A 23,346-nucleotide genomic window follows, 5' to 3' on the forward strand; every position below is an offset into this window, starting at 1 on the left:
GACCGGCCGGCCGCTGAGCCGAAGGCCCGGACGCCTATCTGCTGGGGACAACGGGCGGCACGGTGAAACCCAGATTCATGCAGGTATTGGTGCGGTAGAACTCGCCGTCGCGCTTGGCCGCGATGATCACCCGCTGTCCAATGTCGAAACGCACGCCGCAGGTTGCCGCATCGGCCGGCGTCACCACCATCGCCGACATCATGTAGGGCCCCTTGATCATCCGGTTGACCTGGATCGACACCTGCGTCTCGCGGCGGGCGCGCACCACATTCTCCACCACGCCCTCGACCACGATATCGGCCTCACGCTCGATATCGCCCTGCCGGAATTGCGGAAAGCACTGGCAGGTCTGGGCCATGGCCGGTCCGGCAGACAGGACGGCGACGGTTGCGAGCGCGAGGATCCGGACCATCACGTGGCTTGCTCCCTGACTCGCGTGAATTTCTGGAACCGCCGGATCACCTCAGGCTTCGGCGTCTCGGGGAAGACGGCCGCCCAGTCGGTGGCCGCGACCTCGCCGACATACATGTCGCCCCTGGAATCGAGCGCGATGGCATGGGGCGAGACGAACTGGCCGGGGCCGGTTCCGGCGCCCTCGCCCCGATCGAGGCGGGACACGAGCTGGCTCTTCTGATCGAGGATGCTGATCCGCGCGCCAAGATTGGGCGTCGTCCGGTTCACCGGCTGATAGGCCTTGAGCTCGCCGACGATGCAATGCGGACAGGGGCCGGGCGTGATGGCGAGGCCGCTCGGCCTGTGCATGTTGTTGATCTGCGCCTGATAGCGGCCGTTCCCGTCGAAGATCTGCACGCGGTGGTTCTCGCGGTCGGCGACATAGACGAAGCCATCAGCATCGCAGCAGATATTGTGCGGCAGGTTGAACTCGCCCGGACCCGTGCCCGGCCTGCCCCAGCTCATCAGATGGCGGCCGGCGGGATCGTACTTGTGGACCACCGCATTGCCATAGCCGTCGGAGACGTAGATGTCGCCATTCGGGGCGAGCGCCGTATGGGTGCAGCGGCAGAACGGCTGGCCGCTCATCGGCACCGCGGGCTTGCCCGGCTCGCCGATTGTGAGCAGAAGCCGCCCGTCGAGCGAGAACTTGCGCACCGTGTGGTCGCCATTGTCGGTGAGATAGATCGCCTGGTCGGCCCCGATATGGGCGCCATGGGCATTGGTGAAGACGCCATGGCCCCAGGAGGTGACGAAGGAGCCATCGGCCTCCAGCACGACGACCGGATGATCGCCGCGGTTGAACAGATAGGCGCGATCCCGGCCATCGACCGCGATGCCGGCGACGTCGCCGAGCACGATGCCATCCGGCAGCTTGGCCCAGTCCGGCGCCGCGCGGAACGTGTAGTCGCCCTGGCCCAGGTTCTCCGTCACGGCCGCCTCCAGCGGTTCCAGATGTCAGGCCGCCTCGGCCGCCGCCGCCTCGATGGTCGCGACCGGCGCCCCCTCGGCCACCTGTTCGCCGGCGAGCACCGTCACCGAGGTGACCGTGCCATCCGAGGACGCGACCAGCGTGTGCTCCATCTTCATCGCCTCGATCACAGCGATGCGGTCGCCCTTGGCCACCTGCTGGCCTGGTTCGACAAAGACCTGAATGACCTTGCCATGCATAGGCGCCTTCAGCGCGCCGCCGCCATCGAGATGGTCGAGATCGACATCGAGCGGATCGAAGGCGCGGATTTCGGTCTGGCGGCCGTCGCGGATGACGAACAGGCTCTGTGCCGTCTGCACGAACATCGGGAGATGATAGATCGGGAGATAATCGTCCAGGAAACGGGACACGCCACTGGAAAGATGCACGGAAACGTTCGGATTGCCGTGCCCGGGCCTTGGATGAGGCCAGACGAGTTCGGCTTTCAACAGCTCTCCATTGACCAGGAACTGGCGCAGCGTTCGGCGCGCCGTGCCAAGCTGGAAGCCATCGACATGTTGCCAGGGCGATGTGGTCTCATTGCCCAACCGGCTCTCATGCCAGGTTCGGTGGCTCCAGTCGCCGTCGATCAGCTTCAGCATGCCGAGGCGCGCAGCCTCGGCATCCATCGGCTGAGGCACGGCCCCCAAGGCCTCGACATTCCGGTCGATGAACCCCGTGTCGAAATCGCCGGACCGGAAGCCCTCGGCCTCGGTCAACGCCTTCAGGAACCGAACATTCGTCCTTGGCCCCGCCACCACGGTGCCGGCCAGCGCCTGACCCAGCCGGTCCAGCGCCTCGTCGCGCGTCGCGCCATGGGCGATCACCTTGGCGATCATCGGATCGTAGAATGGCGAGACCTCGGCCTGCTCCTCAACGCCGGTGTCGATGCGCACGCCGTCGCCTTCGCCGAAGGAAAGCCGCCAGAGCTTGCCGGTTGACGGCAGGAAGCCCTTTTCTGGATCCTCGGCATAGAGCCTGGCTTCCACCGCATGGCCGTGGATCGCAAGCTCGTCCTGCAACAGCGGCAGTTGCTCGCCGGAAGCGACCCGGAGCTGCCACTCGACCAGATCCTGGCCGGTGATCGCCTCCGTCACCGGATGCTCCACCTGCAGGCGGGTGTTCATCTCCATGAACCAGAACTTCGACGCATCGAGCCCCGCCGACCCATCGGCGATGAACTCCACGGTGCCGGCGCCGACATAGCCGACCGCCCTCGCCGCCTCGACCGCCGCCTTGCCCATGGCCTCCCGCATCGCCTCGGGCATGCCCGGCGCCGGCGCTTCCTCGATCACCTTCTGGTGGCGGCGTTGCAGCGAGCAGTCGCGCTCGAACAGGTGGACGACATTGCCCTGGCTGTCGCCGAACACCTGGATCTCGATATGGCGCGGCGCGGTGATGTATTTCTCGATCAGCACGCGGGGATCGCCGAAGGAGCTCGCCGCCTCCCGCTGGGCAGAGGCCAGCGCCTCGTCGAAATCCATCGCCTTGTCGACGCGCTTCATGCCCTTGCCGCCGCCACCGGCGACCGCCTTGATCAGCACGGGATAGCCGATCTCGTAGGCCTTCTCCTTGAGGAATTTCGCCTCCTGCATGGCGCCGTGATAGCCGGGCACCACGGGAACGCCGGCCTTCTGCATCAGCGCTTTCGCGCCATCCTTCAGCCCCATGGCGCGGATGGCGGAGGCCGGTGGCCCGACGAACACGATCCCGGCCGCGGCGCAGGCCTCGGCGAATTCGGCGCGCTCGGAGAGAAAACCGTAGCCGGGATGGATCGCCTCGGCTTTCGCCTGTTTGGCGACCGTGATGATCTTCTCGATCACCAGATAGCTCTCGCGCGCCGGCGCCGGCCCGACGCAATAGGCCTGGTCGGCGAGGCGGACATGCATCGCGCCGGCATCAGCCTCGGAATAGATCGCGATGGTGCGCAAGCCCAGCCGCTTCGCCGTCCTGATGACGCGAACGGCGATTTCGCCGCGATTGGCGATGAGCACGGAAGACAGCATGGAACACCCGCAACCTGACCTGTGACCGGGCGTTGAAGCTATCTGCTTCGAGGCCTCAGGCCAATGCGCCCCTTGGCCGATCGCGCCCTGTTCATGCACGGTCGCATGGCGCTTGCGCGCGTGCCATCCTTGGCAAAGGGCCAATGTCCGGCCGATGGTGCCATGCAGCATCCCGGAGCGGACCCATGACCGACCTCGCCGACCTCTCGACCGCCGACCTCACCAAGGCCTTCAAGGCGCGCACGCTCTCGCCTGTCGAGGCCACCAAGGCGGCGCTCAAGCGGATCGAGGCCTGCGAGCCGAAGCTCAACGCCATGTATATCGTCAGCGCGGACCAGGCGCTGAAGGCCGCCAGGGCCGCCGAGAAGCGCTATGCCAAGGGTGAGCCGCTCTCGGTGATCGATGGCGTGCCCTCCACCATCAAGGACAATATGGCAACCGCCGGCGACCCCTGCCCGGTCGGCGTGCCGATTGCCGACATGACGCCGCGCGCGGTGGATTCGCCGGTCTCAGCCCGCATGCGGGAGGCCGGCGCCGTCATCCTCGGCAAGACCACCATGCCCGATTACGGCATGCTCTCGGCCGGCGTCTCCTCGCTCCACGGCGTCACCCGCAATCCCTGGAACACCACACGCAACACGGCGGGCTCGTCGTCGGGCGCCGGCGCGGCGGGTGCGGCCGGCTATGGTCCCTTGCATATCGGCACCGATATCGGCGGCTCGATCCGCCTGCCCGCCGCCCATTGCGGCCTGTTCGGCCTGAAGCCGTCGCTCGGCCGCGTGCCGCTCTATCCGCCCTATCTCGGCCGGGTCGCGGGACCCATGACCCGGACGGTCAAGGACTCGGCGCTGCTGATGAATGTCATCACTGGGCCGGATTTTCGCGACCACATGAGCCTGCCCTACCAGCCGGTCGACTACGCCAAGGGCCTGTCGAAGCTGAAGGTGAAAGGATTGAAGATCGGACTGCTCACCGAAATGCCCTCCGGGTTGCCGGCAGATCCCGCCATCATCAAGGCGGTGAAAGCAGCGGCCAAGGCGCTGGAAGCCGAAGGCGCCCATGTCGAAGTTCTGAAGGGCTTCGTGACCCCCTCCATGCTCGACGGCATTTCCTGCTTCTTCGAGCAGCGCTCCTACAACGACATCTCAAAGCTGCCGGCGGCGCAGAAAAAGAAGCTCCTGCCCTATATCGTCGACTGGGCGACCTGGCGGGCCAAGGACTTCACCGGCGCCGATGTCATGCGCTTCTATGGCGAGGTCGTCGCCATGCGCGAGGCGGCGGTGCTCGCAACCCAACCCTTCGACTTCGTCATCCAGCCCTGCACCTGCCCGGTCAGCTATCCGGCCGAGCATCATTCGCCGACCAACGATTACAAGACGGCGCTGGAGCACATCCCCTTCACGGTGGCCTACAATTTCTCCGAACAGCCGGCGGCGAGCCTCAACTGGACCTATCATTCCGACGGCATGCCGATCGGCGTGCAGGTGTCGGGGCGGCGCTTCGACGATATCGGCGTGATGCGGATGAGCCGCGTGCTGGAGCAGTTGCGGCCGGAGCAGAAGGCCTGGCCTTTGGGGTGACAGGTCGAGGATAGCCCGTCAGATCGTCATGCCCGCCCTTGTGGCGGGCATCCACGCCTGACCTACGGGCTTCAATGAAGTCGTGGATGGCCGGGACAAGCCCGGCCATGACGGGACGAACCCGAACGATGGAGGCGACACCGCCGCCAGCGCAGACCTTCACCTCGCCCCGACGGGGAGAGGTCGATCCGAACGCATGTGAGGATCGGGAGAGGGGGAGCGCTCTTACCGGGGACAGCTCGCCCCCTCACCCGGCATCTGACGATGCCGACCTCTCCCCCTCGGGGAGAGGTGAAACCGAGCACCGGACTTCCTTCGTGCAGGTGTCACGACCGGTGATGCGCTCGCCTCAAATCGGCGCGACACCCACCGTCATGCCGCCGCAGACATAGAGCACTTGGCCCGTGACGAAGCTTGCCCCATCCGACAGGAAGAAATCGGCGGCATGCGCGATGTCCTCGGGCTGGCCGAGGCGCTGCACCGGCACGCCGCGGATGATCGCCTGGGTGCGGGGGCTGTTGTGCGGATTGGCTGATTTGAACAGCTCGGTCTCAATCGGCCCCGGGCCGATGGCATTGACCGTGATGCCGTGGGGCGCCAGTTCCAGCGCCCAAGTGCGGGTCAGCCCGATGACGCCGGCCTTGGTCGCCGAATAGGCGGTGCGCAGCTCCTTGCCGAGCGCGGCGCGGCTGGAAATGGTGACGATCCGCCCCTTGCCCGCAGCCTTCATCGCGGGAAGCGCGGCTTGAGCGCTGAGGATGCAGGCGCGCAGGTTGATCGCCACCACCTTGTCGAAATCCTCGATCGTCGTCTCTTCCAGCGAGGCCGGCGCGGCAATGCCGGCATTGTTGACCAGCCAGAGGATGGCGTTGGTGGCGGCGATCTCCGCAAGTGCTGCCTTGGTCGCTGCGAGATCGGTGAGGTCGCAGCGGACGAAACGCGCATCCGTTTGCTCCGCCGGCGCCTCACGGTCGAGAATGACCACGGGAATGCCGCGGGCGAGCAGCTTCTGGACAATGGCGGCGCCAATGCCGCGGCTGCCGCCGGTGACCAGGGCTGCGGGTTTCTCGATGCTCATGCGTTTCCATCCCTTGCCGGGCCTTGGTCGGCGCCGGTTCTTGCGTCATGCCCGCCCTTCTGGCGGGCATCCACGTCTTGTCCCTGAAACCAGAGTGTTCCAGTCGTGGATGGCCGGGACAAGCCCGGTCATGACGCGGAGGGGTATGCGCGCTTGAGGACCGCGCCCTCACATCCGGAATACGCCGAACTTCGTCTCCGGGATCGGCGCGTTGAGCGCCGCGCTCAGCGCCAGCGCCAGCACGCGGCGGGTCTCCGACGGCGTGATGATGCCGTCGTCCCACAGCCTCGACGTCGCATAATAGGGATGGCCCTCGGTGTCGTAATTGGCGCGGATCGGCGCCTTGAAGGCCTCTTCCTCCTCCACCGACCAGTCCTTGCCCTCGGCCTCGAAATTCTCGCGCTTCACGGTGGCTAGCACGCTTGCCGCCTGCTCGCCGCCCATCACGGAAATGCGCGAATTCGGCCAGGCGAACAGGAAGCGGGGCGAATAGGCCCGTCCACACATGCCGTAATTGCCGGCGCCGTACGAGCCGCCGACCAGCAGCGTGATCTTCGGCACCTTGGCGCAGGCGACCGCCGTCACGAGCTTCGCGCCGTCCTTGGCGATGCCGCCGGCTTCGAACTGCCGGCCCACCATGAAGCCGGTGATATTCTGCAGGAACAGCAGCGGAATGCGCCGCTGGCAGCACAGCTCGATGAAATGGGCGCCCTTCATGGCGCTTTCCGAGAACAGGATGCCGTTGTTGCCGATGATGCCGACCGGCATTCCGTGCAGGCGCGCGAAGCCGGTCACCAGCGTCTGGCCATAGAGCGCCTTGAACTCGTCGAACTCGGACCCGTCCACAAGGCGGGCGATGACTTCGCGGATATCGTACTGGACCTTGAGATTGGTCGGCACCAGCGCCTCAAGCTCGCTCGGGTCATAGACCGGCTCGCGCGGCTCTGTCAGCGCGATATCGACCGATTTCACCGTGTTGAGATTGGCGACGATGCGCCGGGCGATCGCCAGCGCGTGGGTGTCGTCCACCGCATAGTGATCGGCAACGCCCGACTGGCGGGCATGAACCTCGGCGCCGCCGAGATCTTCGGCTGTCACGATCTCGCCGGTAGCGGCGCGCACCAGCGGCGGCCCGCCGAGGAAGATCGTGCCCTGGCGGCGCACGATGATCGTTTCGTCCGACATGGCCGGCACATAGGCGCCGCCTGCCGTGCATGATCCCATCACCACAGCGATCTGCGGAATGCCGGCGGCGGAAAGATTGGCCTGGTTGAAGAAGATGCGGCCGAAATGCTCGCGGTCGGGGAAGACCTCCGTCTGGTGCGGCAGGTTGGCGCCGCCAGAATCGACGAGATAGACGCAGGGCAGCCGGTTCTGCAGCGCGATCTCCTGCGCGCGCAGATGCTTCTTCACCGTCATCGGGTAATAGGTGCCGCCCTTGATGGTCGAATCGTTGCAGACGATCATCACCTCGCGGCCTTCCACCCGGCCGATGCCAGTGATCAGGCCCGCGCCGTGGATCGCCTCGCCATAGAGGCCGTTGGCGGCGAGCTGCGAGAGTTCCAGGAACGGCGAGCCGGGATCGATCAGCTGCATCACGCGGTCGCGCGGCAGAAGCTTGCCACGGGCGACATGGCGCTGGCGGGCACGCTCATTGCCGCCAAGGGCTGCTTCGGCGCGCTTGGCCTGCAGATCGCCGACAATCTCCTGCCATGCGCTGGCATTGGCCTTGGCGTCAGGGCTGGACGGCTGGAACGAGGATTTCAGAACGGCCACAGGCATGCTCCACGACTGGGGCATTCTGGTTATAGCGTCGGGCCCGCCCTGTCATCCGGCGACAAGACGGATGGCGCTCAGCGGGCGGCCACCGGGTCCATGCCGACGGCGGTGATGCCGGGGACAGCCTCGGCGCTGGCGAGGAAGGCCAGAAACGCACGCGCGGCCTCGTTTTCGGCACCCACCGTCGAAAGACCGGCCGAATAGGTGGTGACGAGGCCGATCTCGGCCGGCAGCGGGCCGACAATGCGGACGCCGGCGACGGGGCGGATCTCGCTGATCTGGTGGAACACGACATCGGCGACGCCGCTCGCCACGAACTCCGCCGCATAACCGCCGCGCTTCGGATGCGCCTTCCTGCCCAACTCCGCGGTGAGGCCGAGGCGCTCGACCATCGCGACGAAATGCGTGCCGCTGGTGCCGCCCGCCGCCGGATCGGAATAGGCAATGCCGCGCGCGGCGGCGATCAGGCGCTTCACCGCATCCACGCTCGATATATCGGGAACCGCCGCACTTTCCGCGACGCCAACGCCAAGAGCGGTCCGCGCAATGTCGCGCCGCGAGCCGGCGACCATCCGCCCTGCCCCGACCAGTTGGTCGATCACCACCGGCGTCACCACCACGACATCGACCGCTTCACCGGCCTGCATGCGCCTAAGGATCGCACCTGCCGTATCGGAGGCCGTGACGAAGCGATGGCCCGTCTGGGCCGCGAAGCGCTCGGCGAGCCCCGCGATCATCGCTTTGGACGCGCCGCTGACCAGAAGGCGGATCTCGGCGGCCGAGGCCGGTGCTGCCAGCGAGAGCATGGCGAAGACGAGTGCTGAAATCCGCAACATGCGGTGCCCTCCGTGCTGGACCGTGTCCGCCATCCTTGCCCAACTCGCATCCGGAGGGAAGCGAACCGCGCCGCACGGTTACTCGACCACCTCGTAGGGCTGGTGGAACCAGGGCTCGGCATCCGCGCCCCTCTGCCAGTCCTGCCAGGCCGGCAGCGCCATCATCGCCGTCATATAGGCGGCCACCACCGGCGGCACGTCGATCGCATAGGCATGGAAGCGGTTGACCACCGGCGCATACATGGCGTCGGCGGCGGAGAAGGCGCCGTAAAGGAACGGCCCGCCGGCGCCGAACCGCTCGCGCGCCTCGGTCCAGAGCGTGACGATGCGAGCAATGTCGGCCTTCACGTCGTCGGCGAGAGCGATGGCCTTCGGCATCCGCCGCATGTTCATGCCGCAGCGATTGCGCAGCGCCTGGAAGCCCGCATGCATCTCGGTCGATGCCGAGCGCGCATGGGCCCTGGCGGCCCGCTCCGCGGGCCAGACCGGCCGGTCGGGAAAGCGATCGGCCAGATAGTCGATGATGGCGAGGCTTTCCCAGACGACAATATCGCCGTCGACGAGAACGGGGAGCTTCCCCGCCTTGCTGAACCGCCGGACGCGCTCGGCCGTGTCCGGCTGGTAGAGCGCAACCACCTCCTCCTCAAACGGCAGCCCAAGGTGCCGCATCAGGATCCAGGGCCGGAACGACCAGGACGAATAGGCCTTGTTGCCGATCAGGAGCTTCATGGGGTCATCCTCCGCCGAGACATCGGCGGAGAGTGCCCGATCACGGAGCCCGGCGACCAGCCAAAAGCCGTGATCGGATCATTCGCAAGCGTGATGGACGCTCACGCCTTGTGCTTGGCCACCCATTCCTCCGTCGGGCCGCCGGTCTTCTTCCAGGCGCCATAGCCGCCCTCGACATGGGCGACCGGCTTCAGGCCCATGCGCTGGGCGGTCTGGGCCGAGAGCGCCGAGCGAAGACCGCCGGCACAGAAGAACACGAACTGCTTGTCCTCCTGGAAGATCGGCTTGGCATAGGGGCTTTCCGGATCAATCCAGAATTCCAGCATGCCGCGCGGGCAATGGAACGCGCCGGGAACCTTGCCCTCGCGCTCCAGCTCGCGGGGATCGCGCAGATCGACGAACACGACATCCGCATGGCCGTGCAGCGCCTTGGCCTCCTCGATGGTCAGGGTCTTGACCTCGTTGTTGGCCTCTTCGAGCAGGGCCTTGTAGCCCTTGGTGATCGTCTGCGGCATCGCCGTTCTCCGGATGGGGCGCCCGTCACGGGCAGGTCGGACGGTGACGCTAGCACCGCAAGCCCAGGCCTTAGTAGTCCTCCAAGCGAATGGCTCTCGACGTCCGGCCCCCGCCCGCGCTACCCCTTGTCCCATGCTCGGACTGACACCGCTCGACGCCGTTTCGCTCGCCTTCTTCGTCGTGGCCTGGATCGGCTATGCGTGGCTGGTCGATTCCCGGGCGCGCCAGACGCGCGGGCTCACCGCCGTGATGGCCGATTATCGCCAGCGCTGGATGGACGAGATGCGGCTGCGGCAGAACCGGATCATCGACGGCCAGATCAACATGACCCTGCAGCAGGGCACGGCCTTCTTCGCCTCCACCTCCCTGCTGGCGGTCGGCGCCTGCCTCACCCTGATCGGTGCCACCGAACGGGTAGTCGACATCGTGCGCACCCTGCCCTTCGGCCTGCCCATGGACCGCGCGCAATGGGAGGTGAAGGTCGCCGGTCTGACGCTGATCTTCGTCTATGCCTTCTTCAAATTCGCCTGGGCCTACCGCCTGTTCAACTATTGCGCGATCCTCATCGGCGCGACGCCGGACGGCGACCGTCGGATGAGCGATGAAGCCAAGGCCATGGCCGACCGCGCCGCCCGGATGAATGCGATAGCCGCCGGCCACTTCAACCGCGGTCAGCGCGCCTATTTCTTCGCGCTCGGCTATCTCGGCTGGTTCGCCGGGCCCTATCTCTTCATCGTGACGACCGCGGCGGTCGTTTTCGTCATCTACCGGCGCCAGTTCGCCTCGGCGAGCCTGCGGGCTGTGCAGTAGCGCTTGGTCTTGGATCCGGATGGCCGTCGAGCCGCATCTGGAACAGGAAATAGGTTGGCGAGCAGTAGCCAAGGCCCGCAACCTTGCCCACGTCCGGCAGATCGGCTGGCAAGGCCTGGCACATGAAATCCTCGCGGCACATGCGCTCCGCCGAACAGGTCGCGCGCATGCCGCGCACGATGGAATCGCCAAGGCACGAGGCGAAATCGTTCGACGCGACGCAGATGTCGAAGGCGCGCCCGCCCGCAAAGCCGCAGATCTCGTTGGGCGCCGGCTGGCCAGGGCGGAAGCCTGAAAAGCGGCGGTCCTCGTCGGTGCATTTGCGATAGGCGAGGCCTGCCGGCGCGCCGCCGACCGGCGGACGGCAGGTATGGTCGCGGAAATTGATCGCGGTGGCGCGGCTGTTGAGCTGCGCCGTCACCGTGAACCGGTCGCGCCACGGCTGAGCCGCCGAAACCGTCTGGATGCGGCCGGCAAGGCAGGCCTGACCGGAATATTCCGCCCGCTTCTCGGTCGTCAGGCACTGGCCGAATTCCAGCCCGACCGCATCATTGCTCGAAAGCGACACGCAGCTCGCGCCCGGCCCGCAGGTCCAGCCAGCCCCGAACTGGCGGCGCGTCGCGTCCGGCATGCAGGTCTGGCCGAGTGTCGCCTGCCGATAGGCGGGCGCGGCGGACCAGTCGGCGGGCGGCGCCATCGGCAGGGGCCGGAACCGGTTGGGCTCGCGTCCCGCCAATATCGCCTCGGCATAGGCGGCGCGGCGCGGCCGCTCGGCGGCGAAATGCGGCGAGACGCCGACCAGCACGCGGTTGAGCGGCGAGATCGTCGGATCATCCTCGCCGATCACATGAAAGCCGGCGGTCGCATTGGACTGGTGGCAGCCCTGACACGTGGCAGTATCAAGCCGCTCCAGAAAGGCAGGCCCGGACCGGGCGAAGGCAAGCGCCCCCGTCGACCCCGCAAGGGCCTGGCCGGCCGCGCCGAACAGCTGGGTATAGGGCTTGTTGGCGAGCCTCGCCGACCCATAGGTCGAATAGGAAATGACCTTGGTGGCAAGGAATCGCTCCGGCACCACGAACACGCCACGATCGACATCGCCGGCGCGCTCGGTGAGGAACGCGGCCAATTGGCCGCGCAAGGCCGCATCCGCCTGCAAGCGGGCGACATCCGGCGTGTTTTCCAGCACCTTCTCATAGAGCCTGACGGCGGAGGTCCCCGCCTCCACGCCGAAGATCCGCATGAGATAGGCGGCCTGGCCCCCGAACGTCGTTTCTTGGCCGGAGGGAAAGCGGACGATCTGCGCATTGATCTCGATCTGCTTGGGGCGAAGCGCCAACCCGGCGAGCGGGCTATTCGCCAGCCATGCCGCCTGCCCAGCGGGACTGGCGCCGCCTGCATCAGGCGCGAACCGGCGCACGACATCCGCGCAGGTCCCCTCGGCCGGCTTGCCAAGATCATGGACCACATTGACCGAGAACGGCATGCGCGAGGCAAGCGCCCGCCCACCCCGCTCGATCCGATAGGCGAGCCGGTAGATCAGCCGCACTTCGCCGCAGCTTGCCGGATCATCAGCGAAATCGCGCCGGTCGAAGCGCGTGACCAGGCCGACCAGCCGGAACCGCGCGCTTGGCGAGGTCAGCCAGGCGAGCTCGAACACGCGGCCGACATTGCCATCGGTGATCTCGTAGAGCCGGCGCCCGGTTGCCGCCATCTCGGCGCGCAAGGCGCCGACATCGGCCGTGACGGTCTGGACGATCCGGCGATAGGCTTCGCTGCCGCGGCTGAGCGCTTCGTTGCTGCCCGTAGACGTCACCTCGAAGGTCCGCCCGAAGCCGAAGCCGCGCTCCTCCAGCGCCTGCAGCACGCGAACATCCGTGATGTCGCCGAGCGGCCGGCCGGCGTCCAGGGAACGGGCCTCGCCCGTGGCGAGCGCGAATGCCATGGCCATTCCGCACCAGATTGCCTTCCGCATGCACTCCCCCGGCTCGTCAATTCCGGCAGATTGACGCCCCCGCGTTTCGATTTCGTGCCGTCAGGTCTCGACGCGCGTGGCCGAAGGCGTCATGACGGGCTCATGACCCAATCCGTCGATTCCGATCTCGAAGCCTCGATCCTTGAGCTGGCCCGCGAACGCGGTGTGTCCAAGTCGATCTGCCCGTCCGAAGCCGCCAAGCATGTTGCAGGTGCTCGCGACCTCGACTGGCACAGCCTGATGCAGCCGGCGCGGCGGGCCGCGGTCAAGCTTGCGAAGGATGGACGGCTCTTGATCCTGCGCAAGGGCAAGCCGGTCGACCCGGCCGATTTCAAGGGCGTCTACCGGCTGACCATCCCGCGCGAGGACTGAGCTCGCCAAGGTCGCACAAACCTAGCGCCCGCGCGGCTTTGCCAAGGATCGCGCTTTACGCGGTTCGACCATGAATGTTAGCCTTCAGCATCTACAGATTCGCTGAGTAAGTTGCAGTGTTGCGGTGCGGTCGCTGGCCGGCGCGAGCGAATGCGCGCGCCTTCCACGATGGACGAAGTGCAGGCCGCCCCCGGGGCTGATCAAGCCCCTCGCCCGGAGCACGCTGCGATGCAATATCTGCTCTATCTGGTGATCGCCGCCCTGGTTCTCGGCTATCCGCTGCTGTTTCTCGCCCACCGATCGCGGCAGGAGCGCGGGCAGCCCGATCGCAATGCCCTCGCCAGCCGCTATTTCAGCGCGGAGACCGCCTATCTTCGGCTGCTCCGGCGCGAGATCGCCCACATCCTGCTGGCTGCCGATATCGCGCTGTTCGGGCGCGCCTTCTATGCGGCGCTGGAGTGGCAGATGGAGGCGGGAGAATCCGGCGACGGCTGGAAGATCGAGCAGTTCAATGCGCTGAAGGCGCAATATCCTCGCGCTGCCGACTTCGACATCGTGCGCACGCGCCATTGCACGCGGTACGAAAAGACCGACCGCGAGCGGCTGGACCAGATGGCGGCCGTCTATGTCGACCTGTCGCGGCTCCTGATGCTGGACCGCTATTTCACCAACCACCCGAAAGGCTGGATGCTCTACGACGATGCGGAGATCGCTGCATTCCGCGAGGAAGTCTCGCTCCTGGAGGAGGAAGCCTTCCGCTCGGCGGCCAGCGAGGCGATGAAGCGCTTCGGCATCTACTACCGCGACCGGGCCTCGACGACCGACAAGCCAGCATACGAGGATGATTCCTATCAAGTGATCTCGCTGACCGGAAATCCCAACCGCCAGGTCACTCTCGACACCGAATATGGCATCACCTTCAAGAAATCGCGGGAATATGCGGTCTATTCCCTGTCTCAGGACGAAAATGACCGGCAGGTCGTCGCGCTTCACCGCAGCAACAGTGTGTTCTCGCAGGATTTTGCCATCGGGCCGGACAGCCGGGCGACGGTCGCCGCCTGATCAGGGCCGGGCAGGACCTGGCGCCGGGAATAGCGCATCGGTGCGCCCGCCGACCCGGTAGGCCAGCAGTCCCAGCCATTCCCGCGCCATCCGGTCGACGAGGTCGAGGCCGCGGCTCATCGGCAGCACCGGCCGGCGGATCTCGCGGTCGGTGTTGCGGCTCTCGAAATCGACGGGATAGGGAATCACGTCGAAGCCGGCGACCCGGAAGATGCCGACCGAGCGCGGCATGTGCCAGGCGGACGTGACCAGCAGCCAGCGCTCCCCGGGCTGCGGCTTGACCATGGCCTTGGTCAGGACCGCGTTCTCCCAGGTGTTGCGGCTCTCCCGCTCGATGGTGATGCGCGCGGTGGCAATGCCCATCTGGGCGAACAATCTGGCAGCGGCCGCCGCTTCGTCCTCGGCATCCTGCGCGAACAGCGCATTCGAGCCCCCGGTGAAGACGAGCCGCGCCTGCGGATAGCGATGGGCCAGCGCCGCCGCCTCGGTAATGCGCGAACCGGCCGCGCCGATGACCACCTGCCCTCCGCGCGCGGCCGTGGTGATCTGGTCGATCGAGCCGCCGAGCACGATGATCCCCGTCGGCGGCGCCATCTCCTGTGACAGCACCGGAAAGCGCGCCTCCAGCGGCCGCGCCAGCATGATGCCGACCGGCGCCATGCCGCACACGAGCAGACCGAGTGCGCCGAAGGCGACCATGCGCCGCCCGCTCCGGCTCCAGCGCGTGAACAGGAGCACCGCGCCGATCAGCACGAAACCGATCAGCACATTGGAGGGGGCTGCCACCCACCAGACGATTTTCGAGAGATAGAAGAACATCGGTTCCGCCTCAGGCCAGGCATCACCGCCCAGGCGGCCTATCGCCGTGCCGGGCGGCGGAAGTGAGGCCGCGAGCCGTCACGTCGTCTTGTTGAACAGCTCGCGTCCGATCAGCATGCGGCGGATTTCCGATGTGCCGGCCCCGATCTCGTAGAGCTTGGCGTCGCGCAGCAGGCGGCCGGTCGGGTAGTCGTTGATATAGCCATTGCCGCCGAGCAGCTGGATCGCGTCGAGCGCCATCTTGGTAGCGTTCTCGGCCGCGTAGAGAATGGCGCCGGCTGCGTCCTCGCGGGTCGTCTGGCCCCGATCGCAGGCCTTCGCCACCGCATAGACATAGGCACGCGTGGCGTTCATCGAGACATACATGTCGGCGAGCTTGCCCTGCACCAGCTGGAACTCGCCGATCGCCTGGCCGAACTGCTTGCGTTCATGGACATAGGGCATGACCACGTCCATGCAGGCCTGCATGATGCCGATGGGACCGGCGGAGAGCACGGCGCGCTCGTAGTCGAGGCCGCTCATCAGCACATTGACGCCGCGCCCGACCGAGCCAAGCACGTTTTCCTCGGGGACTTCGCAATCCTGGAACACCAGTTCGCCAGTGTGCGAGCCGCGCATGCCGAGCTTGTCGAGCTTCTGCGCGCAGGAGAAGCCCTTGAAGCTCTTCTCGATCAGGAAGGCGGTGATGCCGCGCGAGCCTGCCGCCGGATCGGTCTTGGCGTAGACGACGAGAACATCGGCGTCGGGGCCATTGGTGATCCACATCTTGGTGCCGTTCAGCACATAGCGATCGCCGCGCTTCTCCGCCTTCAGCTTCATCGAAACGACGTCGGATCCAGCACCTGGCTCCGACATGGCGAGCGCGCCGACATGCTCGCCGCTCATCAGTTTCGGCAGGTAGCGCTTCTTCTGCTCGGCATTGCCGTTCTTGCGCAGCTGGTTGACGCAGAGATTGGAATGGGCGCCGTAGGACAGGCCGACCGACGCCGAGGCGCGCGAGATCTCCTCCATCGCGACCACATGCTCGAGATAGCCGAGGCCCGTGCCGCCATCCTCCTCCGGCACGGTCATGCCCAGGAGGCCGAGGTTGCCGAATTTCTGCCAGAGATCCATCGGGAATTGATCGGTCTTGTCGATCTCGGCAGCGCGCGGAGCGATCTCGGCCTGCGCGAAGGCGAACACCGTGTCGCGCAGCATGTCGGCGGTCTCGCCAAGGTCGAAATCGAACGGGCGCGGCGCGTTGGGCAGCATGATGATCTCCCGGATCAGCGGTTTGACGCTGTTATAGAAGCGAGGCCATCCTCTGTCATGATCAGCCAAGCGGCCAGCACCGCCTGCAGGAACCAGCCATGGCCGCCTCACCCGAACCACACGATCCCTATTTCGACCGTCCGAACCGGCTGCCGCTGCCGCCGATCATCTTCGTCACCTGCCTCCTGGCGGCCTATGGCCTGAGCGTGCTCTGGCCGCTGCCGGCCTATCTGCCGCCCGATCTCATGCGCCTGAAGGGTGCCCTGATGCTCGGCGCAGGGCTCGCGCTGGTCTCGGCCTCCGCCATGGCGCTCTTGCGCGGGCGAACCACCCTCCTGCCGAACCGGGCCACCACCCATCTCGTCACCGATGGGCCCTTCGCGTTCTCGCGCAACCCGATCTATCTCGCCAATGCGCTGATCATGGCGGGCTTCGGCGGAATGTCCTCCTCGCCCTGGTACGACCTTGCCGCCATCGTCTGCCTGATCCTGGACGATCGCCTGGCCGTGCGGCGCGAGGAAGCCCATCTCGCCGCACGCTTCGGTGAGCAATGGCAGGCCTATGCAGCGCGCGTGCGCCGCTGGCTCTAAACGATCAGAGACGCGGCCGCGACACCGGCAGCGGCGCGATCATGGTCGGCGTATCGCCCGCCGGCACGGGCACGGTGGGCGGCACAGTCCCGGCAGTCGGCACGGATTGCGGAGCGGCCGCGGGTTCCTGGGTGGCCGAGGCGAGGACAGGCTGAGGTGCCGCCGCGGGCTCAGGCACAGGCGATGGAGCGGCCGCAACTGCTGTCGGCGCGCCATGGCGGAAACTGGACTGGGCCAGTCGCTGCCACTGGGTTCGGGTGCCCGCGAACAGGTTGCGGTCAACGTTGCCGTTGATACCCGCGACGCGGCCCGTGGCGGTCGTCTGCCAGAACGCCCAGCGGCGGCCCGGATAGCGCACATGCGGCAGCGCCGCGACCGACCGCACCCAGAACGGATATTGCGCGAACTCGTTGTTCGCGAGGACCTCGCGGTGGAACATGATGTCGGCATAGATGATCGGCTTCTTGCCGTAATGCCGCTCCATCGCGTGGAGAAACTCGCGCATCTTGGCCTGCGCCAAAGCGATCGGGATGCGGCGGGCGCAGGTCGGCGATTCGAAGTTCCACTCGACATCGAGCACGGGTGGCAGCGCATCCGGCTCGTTCGGCACGTGGCGCTTGAACCATTCGATCTGATCGGCCATCGGCCGGCACCAATAGGTGAAGTGATAGGCGCCGCGCGCAATTCCCGCACGGCGCGCACCCTCCCAGTTCTCGCGGAACCGGTCGTCCACCCTGTCACCGCCTTCGGTCGCCTTGATGAAGGCGAACGACACGCCAGCCGCCCTCACCTGTTCCCAGTCGATCGTCCCCTGATATTTGGAGACGTCGATGCCGTGGATCTCGTGGGCCGAATGGCCGGTGGTCTGGGTCAGTGTCGGGAACGGATGGTCGCTCGACGGCGCGGCCGTTTCCATGGGAACGCTGCCGCAGGAGGCCAAAGCCAGCGCGGCAGCGGAGATCAGGGCGAAGCGGACGGCTGAGCGGACCATGGATCGAGCGCTTTGACCAGAAATGATGGCCGGGGGATGGCCGGGAGCAAGCGCCCCTTATGCTTTACGACCCGTTTCCTTTTCGTAACGGGCTTTCGCTTCCGCATTCGGCGGATAGAGGCCCGGCAGCGGCACGCCCTTCTCGACCTCGCCCATCAGCCAGCCCTCGAGGTGCTCCTGCGCCTCGGCCGCCTCAAGCACCGCGTCGACCATGTCCTGCGGGATCAGAACGGCGCCGTCGCCGTCGCAGACCACGATGTCGTTCGGGAACACCGCGACGCCGCCGCAGCCGATCGGCTCCTGCCAGTTGATGAAGGTCAGCGCAGCGACAGAGGCAGGCGCAGCCGCGCCCGAGCACCAGACCGGCAGTTTGGTGCCGCGCACGCCCTCGGCGTCGCGCACCACGCCGTCGGTGACGAGGGCGGCGACGCCGCGCTTGGCCATGCGGGCGCACAGGATGTCGCCGAAAATGCCGGCATCCTTCGAGCCCATGGCGTCGACGACGGCGATCACGCCCTCCGGCATCGCCTCGATGGCGCCGCGCGTCGAGATCGGGTGCGACCAGCTGGCGGGCGTGGCGAGATCCTCGCGCGCCGGCACGAAGCGCAGCGTGAACGCCCGCCCGACGGTGCGCTTGCCGGCATGGGAGAAGGGCTGCGTACCCGCCATCCAGATCTTCCGAAGCCCCTTCTTGAGCAGCACCGTCGTGAGAGTCGCGGTGGTGATGGTCTCAAGCTTGGCCTTGATGGCGGGATCGAGGGGCAGGACGTCGGTCATGACTGAGGACTCATTTGGGTCAGGAAGGTGGATCAGAGGTTGCGGAAACTGCCCGACCTCGGCGCCCGTGTCGAGCGCGCTTCCTGGGAGCCTGGTGAGAGCTGGCCCTCAGGCGGCCTCCACATGCACCGTCCGGCCACGCCGGATGGCTCTTCCCGCCTCTCCGATCTCCATCGGTCTCCCGAAGAGAAAGCCCTGCATCTGGTCGCAGCCGGCGTTGCGCAGGAACGTGGCCTGTTCCTCCGTCTCCACGCCCTCGGCGATCACCTCCAGGCCGAGGGCCCGCCCCACATTGATGACGCAGAGCAGGATCGCGCCGGCCTCGGCGCCCATGTCGAGGTCGCGGACAAAGGACCGGTCGACCTTCAGCTTGTCGATCGGGAACTTGCGCAGATAGGACAGCGATGAAAAGCCGGTGCCGAAATCATCAAGCGCGATCTTGACCCCGAGGCTGCGCACCGCCCGGATCGCAACGAGCGCCTTCTCCGGGTCGTCGATCATGATGCCTTCAGTGATTTCCAGCACCAGTCGCCCCGGCGAAAGCCCTGTCTCGTTCAGAACCGACTGGACAAGGGCCGGGAAATCGCCGCGGCGCATCTGCAGCGGCGAGACATTCACCGTCACGAACAGGTCAGGCCAGGCGACGGCCGCCTGGCAGGCTCGCTTGAGCACTGTCGCTCCCAGTTGATGGATGAGGCCGGTATCCTCGGCGACGGGAATGAACTCGCCCGGCATGATCAGCCCGCGATAGCTGTGGTTCCAGCGGGCCAGCGCCTCGACGCCCACCACCCGCCTGCCATCGGCCGCCATGATCGGCTGCAGATGCACATCGATCTCGCCGGTGAGCACCGCCCCGCGCAATTCGCGCTCGAAGAACCGGCGCTGGCTGACATCCTTGTCCATATTGCCGTCATAGGCGACGGCATGCCCGCGGCCGCGATCCTTGGCGGTATAGAGCGCCTTGTCGGCGCGCCGCATCAGGTCGTCGCGGCCTGCGTCCGGCTGATTGACCTCAAGATAGCCAATGGAGACTCCGACAAGCAGATTGTCGCTGTCGAAGGGAATCGGCTTGCTGATCTCGTCGATGATCAGTTGGCAGGCGCGCGCGACATGGTTGCCACTGGCCACGGTCTGAATGATCACGGCGAACTCGTCGCCGCCCAGCCGCGCGATCTCGGCTTCTCCCCCGCAGACATTGCGCAAGCGGGATGCGACACGCGCCAGCACCGCATCGCCGGCATGATGACCGAACGTGTCGTTGACGTCCTTGAAGTGGTCGAGGTCCAGCAGCAGCAGCGTGAACGGCTGGCCGCGATCGGCTGCCTCCAGAACCCGGTCGAAGGCCCGGTAGAAGGCTGCACGGTTCAGCAATCCCGTGAGGTCGTCCGTGCCCACGGGCAGCAGGAACCGGGCATGCCGGATCACCCGCGCATGGGCGATCCGCAGCCTGATCAGCAATCCCCCGGCCGCCATGCACGAGACCAGGGCCAGGATGGTGATATTGCGGAAGCCCGTCTCGTCAGCGCCGAAGACCTGCCGGACCGCGTGATCGGACACCACACCGAGCACGCAGATCAATCCGATGGTCAGGACGATGGCAGCAGCGACCGCCAGAACATGGCCGCTGAGCGCCGCATCGGCATGATGCTTTGTCGACACTGTCATTGCGACATCTCGCATGCGTGACCGAAAACACGGTCGTTGCGAGGAACCTAGCGGGGCAGAAATGAATAATTCTTTTCGTAATATTATTAACAGAAGTAAGGACTTGGCCTGCCGTGTATGATAGCCGGCAACATGTCGTTGTCACACGGTCGTCACAATAGAAACAACCCAAACATTACCTATAGTCATCTATCTTATATCTTGAACCACCAGGTCGCGATTCCAAGAAACGCAAGGAATCCGGTGACATCGGTGACCGTAGTCACGAAGGGCCCCGATGATACCGCTGGATCGGCATTCAGCCGGTCGAGAGCGAGCGGAATGAGGATGCCACCCATCGCGCCCGCGACAAGGTTGCAGATCATGGCGAGGCCAATGACCAGGCCGAGATCCGCGATGCCGAACCAGAATCCGGCGATCAGGCCGGTGATCACCGCAAAGGCCAGGCCGTTGATGAATCCCGCCATCACCTCGCGGATGATGATGCGCAGCGCGTTGTGAGGCCCGAGTTCGTGGGTCGCCAATGCCCGCACCGCCACCGTCATGGTCTGGGTCGCGGCATTGCCGCCCTGGCTCGCAACGATCGGCGCCAGCACCGCCAGAGCCACCATCTTCTCCAGTTCGACCTCGAAGGATTTCAGGACCGTCGAGGCGACAAAGGCGGTGATCAGATTGATGAACAGCCAGCCGAACCGGCCCTTGGCCGTGGTCCACACGCTGTCGGAGATCTCTTCGTCCGCCTTGACGCCGCCGAGCGCTTTGATCTCGGCGTCCGCCTCCTCCTCGATGACATCGACGATATCATCGACAGTCAGCACGCCGACCAGCCTGCCCGCATCGTCGACAACGGCTGCCGAGAGCAGGTTGTAGCGCTCGAACATCAGGGCCACGTCGTGCTGGTCCTCGCCCGCCTCGACGGTGCGGACATCCTCCTCCATCACCTCGGTCACCGGCACGCCGCGCTTGGTGCGCAGGATGCGATCGAGGCGGATATGGCCCTGCAGGTGATAGCCCGGATCGACCACGAAGATTTCGGTGAAATCCTCGGGCAGGTCATCGGCCTCGCGCAGATGGTCGATCACCTGACCGACTGTCCAGAACGGCGGCACCGCGATGAAGTCGTCCTTCATCCGCCGGCCGGCCGAATCGTCGGGATAGTCGAAGGCCCGCTTCAGCGCGACGCGGTCGATCGGCGTCAACTTGTCGAGGATCTCGGTGCGATCCTCCTCGGTCAGATCCTCAAGCAGGGCGACCGCATCGTCGCTGTCGAGATCGGCGACGCCTTCCGCGACCTGCTCCGGCGACAGGTCCTCGAGGATCTCGACGCGGATCGCATCATCGACCTCGATCAGCGCATTGAAGTCGAAATCGGCGCCGAGCAGTTCGACGAGCCGGGTCCGCTCGTCGCTGGACAGCTGGGCGATCAGGTCGCCCATATCGGCTTCATGCGCCTCGCCGACGAGGTCCTTCAGCCGGACGGCATCGCCCGCCTCGACCGCGTCGGAGACTGCCCGGACAAGCTCTGTCTTGAGTTCGCCCTCATCATCGCGCCAATCTTCGACATGGGGAATCGGCGCGCTGGTTTCGGCCATGGACGCCTCTCGGAGACTGCTGGAATGATGGCTGAGGTCTGCGCCTTCTTGAAGCGCACGGATGCTTTTGGCAAGCCGGGAACGACGGCGCGATGACATTGCAGAACCGCGTCTCCAAACGGGCGCTGATCGGCGCTGTCAGCCTGCTAGCGACGCCGGCTCTGGCGCTCGGCCGCACCGCTTGCCTGTCGGATGCGCTTGGCACCCACCGCGTCATGAAGATCGATCTGTCGGGCGGCTTGCGCGTCGGCCGGAAGAGCTTTGCGCAGACGCTCGACCTTGCTCCGCGGGAAGTGGTGCTGACCTTCGATGACGGTCCCCATCCAGGCCCCACCGACCATGTGCTCGACGCTCTCGCCCGTGAATGCGTGCGCGCCACCTTCTTCCTGATCGGGCGCATGGCCCAGGGCGCGCCGGCCCTGGCGCGGCGCACGCTGGCCGAGGGTCACACGGTCGCCCATCACTCGATGACCCATCCGATGACGTTGGCGGACCTGCCCCTGCCCCGCGCGCTCGCCGATATCGAGGCGGGATTCTCGGCCGTCGACCATGCGCTCTATGGCCAGTATGCAGGCGCGCCGCGCACGCCCTTCTTCCGCTTTCCAGGATTTGGCTCATCCGTGCCGCTGCTTGACCACCTCGCCGGCCGCGGCATCGGCGTGTTCGGCTGCGACTTCTGGGTCTCCGACTGGAATGACATGACGCCGGAACACCAGCTGGCGCTGACCTTGCGCCGACTGGAGCAAACCGGCGGCGGCATCATCCTGTTCCACGACCCCCGCCCCCAGACGGCGGCGATGATCCCGGCCTTCCTGCGTGAACTGAAGCGCCGCGCATACAAGGTCGTGCACATGGAACCGGCCCGCGGTGCCGCCTGACCTGGCACGCTCTGCGTGCTTTTGTCGCGCGTCGTTGTTTGCTTTTGCAGACAGGCCAGCCTAATTTCCGTCGGGTTACCTGACACGGCAATGCACGCACACGACTTGGCCGATCAGGCCGGCGGTCTTGTCGCCTCCCAGCCATTCCGGAGCATGCAATGACGGCGAAGCTTGTCCATAGCGGGCTCAGCATTCGTGAGAAGCTGAGGCAGGTCTATAACGACCTCCGCAACGGTCGAACCGACTACGTCACCTCCTTCTGCACCGAGGATTGCGTGTTCACCATCCTCGGCAACCCCTTGCTCAATCCCTATGCGGGGACATGGAAGGGACGGCACAACATCGTCCGCGCGCACCAGGCCTATTTCGCCGAGCTCAAGCCCATCGACATGCTGGTCGAGGACATGCTGACCAACGACGACAAGGCGATGGTGCACCTGCACGTGACGTCGGAACATGTGCGCAGCGGCATGCTCATCGAGAGCGAACGCTGCGATATCATCTCGGTCCGCGACGGGCTGGCCTATAACATCAAGTGCTTCTTCAATTCCGAAGCCACCGCCATCCAGATGGCGACCGCCCCGGTCAACCCGCAGAAGCACTGAGCCGGACACCGGCCA

The 23,346-nt window shown here is 66.1% G+C and carries 22 protein-coding genes; 7 read left to right on the forward strand and 15 right to left on the reverse strand.

The window, feature by feature from the left end:
* Positions 1 to 34 precede the first annotated feature (34 nt).
* From E8L99_RS19175 to E8L99_RS19185, 3 genes are read right to left on the reverse strand one after another with little or no spacing between them, the layout of a single operon-like run.
* Entirely contained in the window at positions 35 to 412 is a 378-nt protein-coding gene (locus E8L99_RS19175) for a hypothetical protein (RefSeq protein ID WP_137101051.1), read from the reverse strand.
* Positions 412 to 1,386 (reverse strand): peptidyl-alpha-hydroxyglycine alpha-amidating lyase family protein, encoded by a 975-nt coding sequence (locus E8L99_RS19180; protein ID WP_137101052.1) that lies wholly within the window; start codon positions 1,384 to 1,386, stop codon positions 412 to 414. The genes E8L99_RS19175 and E8L99_RS19180 overlap by 1 nt, the downstream gene beginning before the upstream one ends.
* Positions 1,387 to 1,410: 24 nt before the next feature.
* Positions 1,411 to 3,429 carry an acetyl/propionyl/methylcrotonyl-CoA carboxylase subunit alpha gene (locus E8L99_RS19185; protein WP_137101053.1) on the reverse strand — a complete coding sequence of 673 codons (2,019 nt, stop codon included), beginning with the start codon at positions 3,427 to 3,429 and terminating at the stop codon, positions 1,411 to 1,413.
* Between the two features lie 185 nt (positions 3,430 to 3,614).
* On the opposite strand from E8L99_RS19185, the gene E8L99_RS19190 reads away from it, so the two are divergent.
* A complete protein-coding gene (locus E8L99_RS19190) occupies positions 3,615 to 5,009 on the forward strand; it encodes an amidase (RefSeq protein WP_137101054.1) in 1,395 nt (464 codons plus the stop codon).
* A 349-nt stretch (positions 5,010 to 5,358) separates the two neighbouring features.
* Here the strand turns inward: E8L99_RS19190 and E8L99_RS19195 are convergent, their stop codons facing one another.
* The 5 genes from E8L99_RS19195 to E8L99_RS19215 form a co-directional block, all read right to left on the reverse strand.
* The gene (locus tag E8L99_RS19195) at positions 5,359 to 6,087 is read right to left on the reverse strand and encodes an SDR family NAD(P)-dependent oxidoreductase (RefSeq protein ID WP_137101055.1); all 729 of its coding nucleotides are present in this window, start codon (positions 6,085 to 6,087) and stop codon (positions 5,359 to 5,361) included.
* A gap of 168 nt (positions 6,088 to 6,255) precedes the next feature.
* On the reverse strand, positions 6,256 to 7,869 hold the full coding sequence (locus E8L99_RS19200; protein ID WP_137101056.1) for a carboxyl transferase domain-containing protein: 1,614 nt from the start codon (positions 7,867 to 7,869) through the stop codon (positions 6,256 to 6,258).
* A 71-nt stretch (positions 7,870 to 7,940) separates the two neighbouring features.
* Positions 7,941 to 8,702 carry a substrate-binding domain-containing protein gene (locus E8L99_RS19205; protein ID WP_168201735.1) on the reverse strand — a complete coding sequence of 254 codons (762 nt, stop codon included), beginning with the start codon at positions 8,700 to 8,702 and terminating at the stop codon, positions 7,941 to 7,943.
* Between the two features lie 78 nt (positions 8,703 to 8,780).
* Positions 8,781 to 9,431: a glutathione S-transferase family protein gene (locus tag E8L99_RS19210; protein ID WP_137101058.1), complete on the reverse strand. Its 651-nt coding sequence runs from the start codon at positions 9,429 to 9,431 to the stop codon at positions 8,781 to 8,783.
* A gap of 101 nt (positions 9,432 to 9,532) precedes the next feature.
* Positions 9,533 to 9,946 carry a rhodanese-like domain-containing protein gene (locus E8L99_RS19215; RefSeq protein WP_137101059.1) on the reverse strand — a complete coding sequence of 138 codons (414 nt, stop codon included), beginning with the start codon at positions 9,944 to 9,946 and terminating at the stop codon, positions 9,533 to 9,535.
* Positions 9,947 to 10,079: 133 nt separating this feature from the next.
* Here E8L99_RS19215 and E8L99_RS19220 point away from each other — a divergent pair, with 133 nt between their 5' ends.
* Positions 10,080 to 10,757, forward strand: coding sequence for a DUF599 domain-containing protein (locus E8L99_RS19220; RefSeq protein WP_137101060.1), 678 nt, complete (start codon positions 10,080 to 10,082; stop codon positions 10,755 to 10,757).
* Here the strand turns inward: E8L99_RS19220 and E8L99_RS19225 are convergent.
* Entirely contained in the window at positions 10,708 to 12,699 is a 1,992-nt protein-coding gene (locus E8L99_RS19225) for a hypothetical protein (protein ID WP_137101061.1), read from the reverse strand. The two genes, E8L99_RS19220 and E8L99_RS19225, sit on opposite strands and share 50 nt — an antisense overlap.
* 132 nt (positions 12,700 to 12,831) lie before the next feature.
* Between E8L99_RS19225 and E8L99_RS19230 the strand changes: the two genes are divergently transcribed.
* Both E8L99_RS19230 and E8L99_RS19235 read left to right on the forward strand, forming a co-directional pair.
* Entirely contained in the window at positions 12,832 to 13,101 is a 270-nt protein-coding gene (locus E8L99_RS19230) for a DUF3253 domain-containing protein (RefSeq protein ID WP_137101062.1), read from the forward strand.
* Between the two features lie 228 nt (positions 13,102 to 13,329).
* Positions 13,330 to 14,163, forward strand: a complete 834-nt coding sequence (locus tag E8L99_RS19235) for a hypothetical protein (protein ID WP_137101063.1) — start codon at positions 13,330 to 13,332, stop codon at positions 14,161 to 14,163.
* Here E8L99_RS19235 and E8L99_RS19240 read toward each other — a convergent pair whose 3' ends face one another.
* Both E8L99_RS19240 and E8L99_RS19245 read right to left on the reverse strand, forming a co-directional pair.
* The gene (locus E8L99_RS19240; RefSeq protein ID WP_137101064.1) at positions 14,164 to 14,982 is read right to left on the reverse strand and encodes a YdcF family protein; all 819 of its coding nucleotides are present in this window, start codon (positions 14,980 to 14,982) and stop codon (positions 14,164 to 14,166) included.
* Between the two features lie 78 nt (positions 14,983 to 15,060).
* The gene (locus tag E8L99_RS19245) at positions 15,061 to 16,233 is read right to left on the reverse strand and encodes an isovaleryl-CoA dehydrogenase (RefSeq protein WP_137101065.1); all 1,173 of its coding nucleotides are present in this window, start codon (positions 16,231 to 16,233) and stop codon (positions 15,061 to 15,063) included.
* Positions 16,234 to 16,331: 98 nt separating this feature from the next.
* On the opposite strand from E8L99_RS19245, the gene E8L99_RS19250 reads away from it, so the two are divergent.
* Positions 16,332 to 16,823 (forward strand): methyltransferase family protein, encoded by a 492-nt coding sequence (locus E8L99_RS19250; protein WP_215907016.1) that lies wholly within the window; start codon positions 16,332 to 16,334, stop codon positions 16,821 to 16,823.
* 4 nt (positions 16,824 to 16,827) lie between these two features.
* Here the strand turns inward: E8L99_RS19250 and E8L99_RS19255 are convergent, their stop codons facing one another.
* The 4 genes from E8L99_RS19255 to mgtE form a co-directional block, all read right to left on the reverse strand.
* Positions 16,828 to 17,814 carry a glycoside hydrolase family 25 protein gene (locus E8L99_RS19255; RefSeq protein ID WP_252511161.1) on the reverse strand — a complete coding sequence of 329 codons (987 nt, stop codon included), beginning with the start codon at positions 17,812 to 17,814 and terminating at the stop codon, positions 16,828 to 16,830.
* Positions 17,815 to 17,871: 57 nt separating this feature from the next.
* Positions 17,872 to 18,591: a ribonuclease activity regulator RraA gene (locus E8L99_RS19260; protein WP_137101066.1), complete on the reverse strand. Its 720-nt coding sequence runs from the start codon at positions 18,589 to 18,591 to the stop codon at positions 17,872 to 17,874.
* 108 nt (positions 18,592 to 18,699) lie between these two features.
* Positions 18,700 to 20,256 carry a putative bifunctional diguanylate cyclase/phosphodiesterase gene (locus E8L99_RS19265; protein ID WP_168201736.1) on the reverse strand — a complete coding sequence of 519 codons (1,557 nt, stop codon included), beginning with the start codon at positions 20,254 to 20,256 and terminating at the stop codon, positions 18,700 to 18,702.
* A gap of 194 nt (positions 20,257 to 20,450) precedes the next feature.
* Entirely contained in the window at positions 20,451 to 21,848 is a 1,398-nt protein-coding gene (gene mgtE / locus E8L99_RS19270; RefSeq protein WP_137101068.1) for a magnesium transporter, read from the reverse strand.
* Between the two features lie 92 nt (positions 21,849 to 21,940).
* Here mgtE and E8L99_RS19275 point away from each other — a divergent pair, with 92 nt between their 5' ends.
* Both E8L99_RS19275 and E8L99_RS19280 read left to right on the forward strand, forming a co-directional pair.
* Positions 21,941 to 22,726 carry a polysaccharide deacetylase family protein gene (locus E8L99_RS19275; RefSeq protein WP_137101069.1) on the forward strand — a complete coding sequence of 262 codons (786 nt, stop codon included), beginning with the start codon at positions 21,941 to 21,943 and terminating at the stop codon, positions 22,724 to 22,726.
* 158 nt (positions 22,727 to 22,884) lie between these two features.
* Entirely contained in the window at positions 22,885 to 23,331 is a 447-nt protein-coding gene (locus E8L99_RS19280; RefSeq protein ID WP_137101070.1) for a nuclear transport factor 2 family protein, read from the forward strand.
* The last annotated feature ends 15 nt before the right edge of the window (positions 23,332 to 23,346 follow it).

The organism is Phreatobacter aquaticus, from assembly GCF_005160265.1.
In the GTDB taxonomy this organism is placed as follows: Bacteria; Pseudomonadota; Alphaproteobacteria; order Rhizobiales; family Phreatobacteraceae; genus Phreatobacter; species Phreatobacter aquaticus.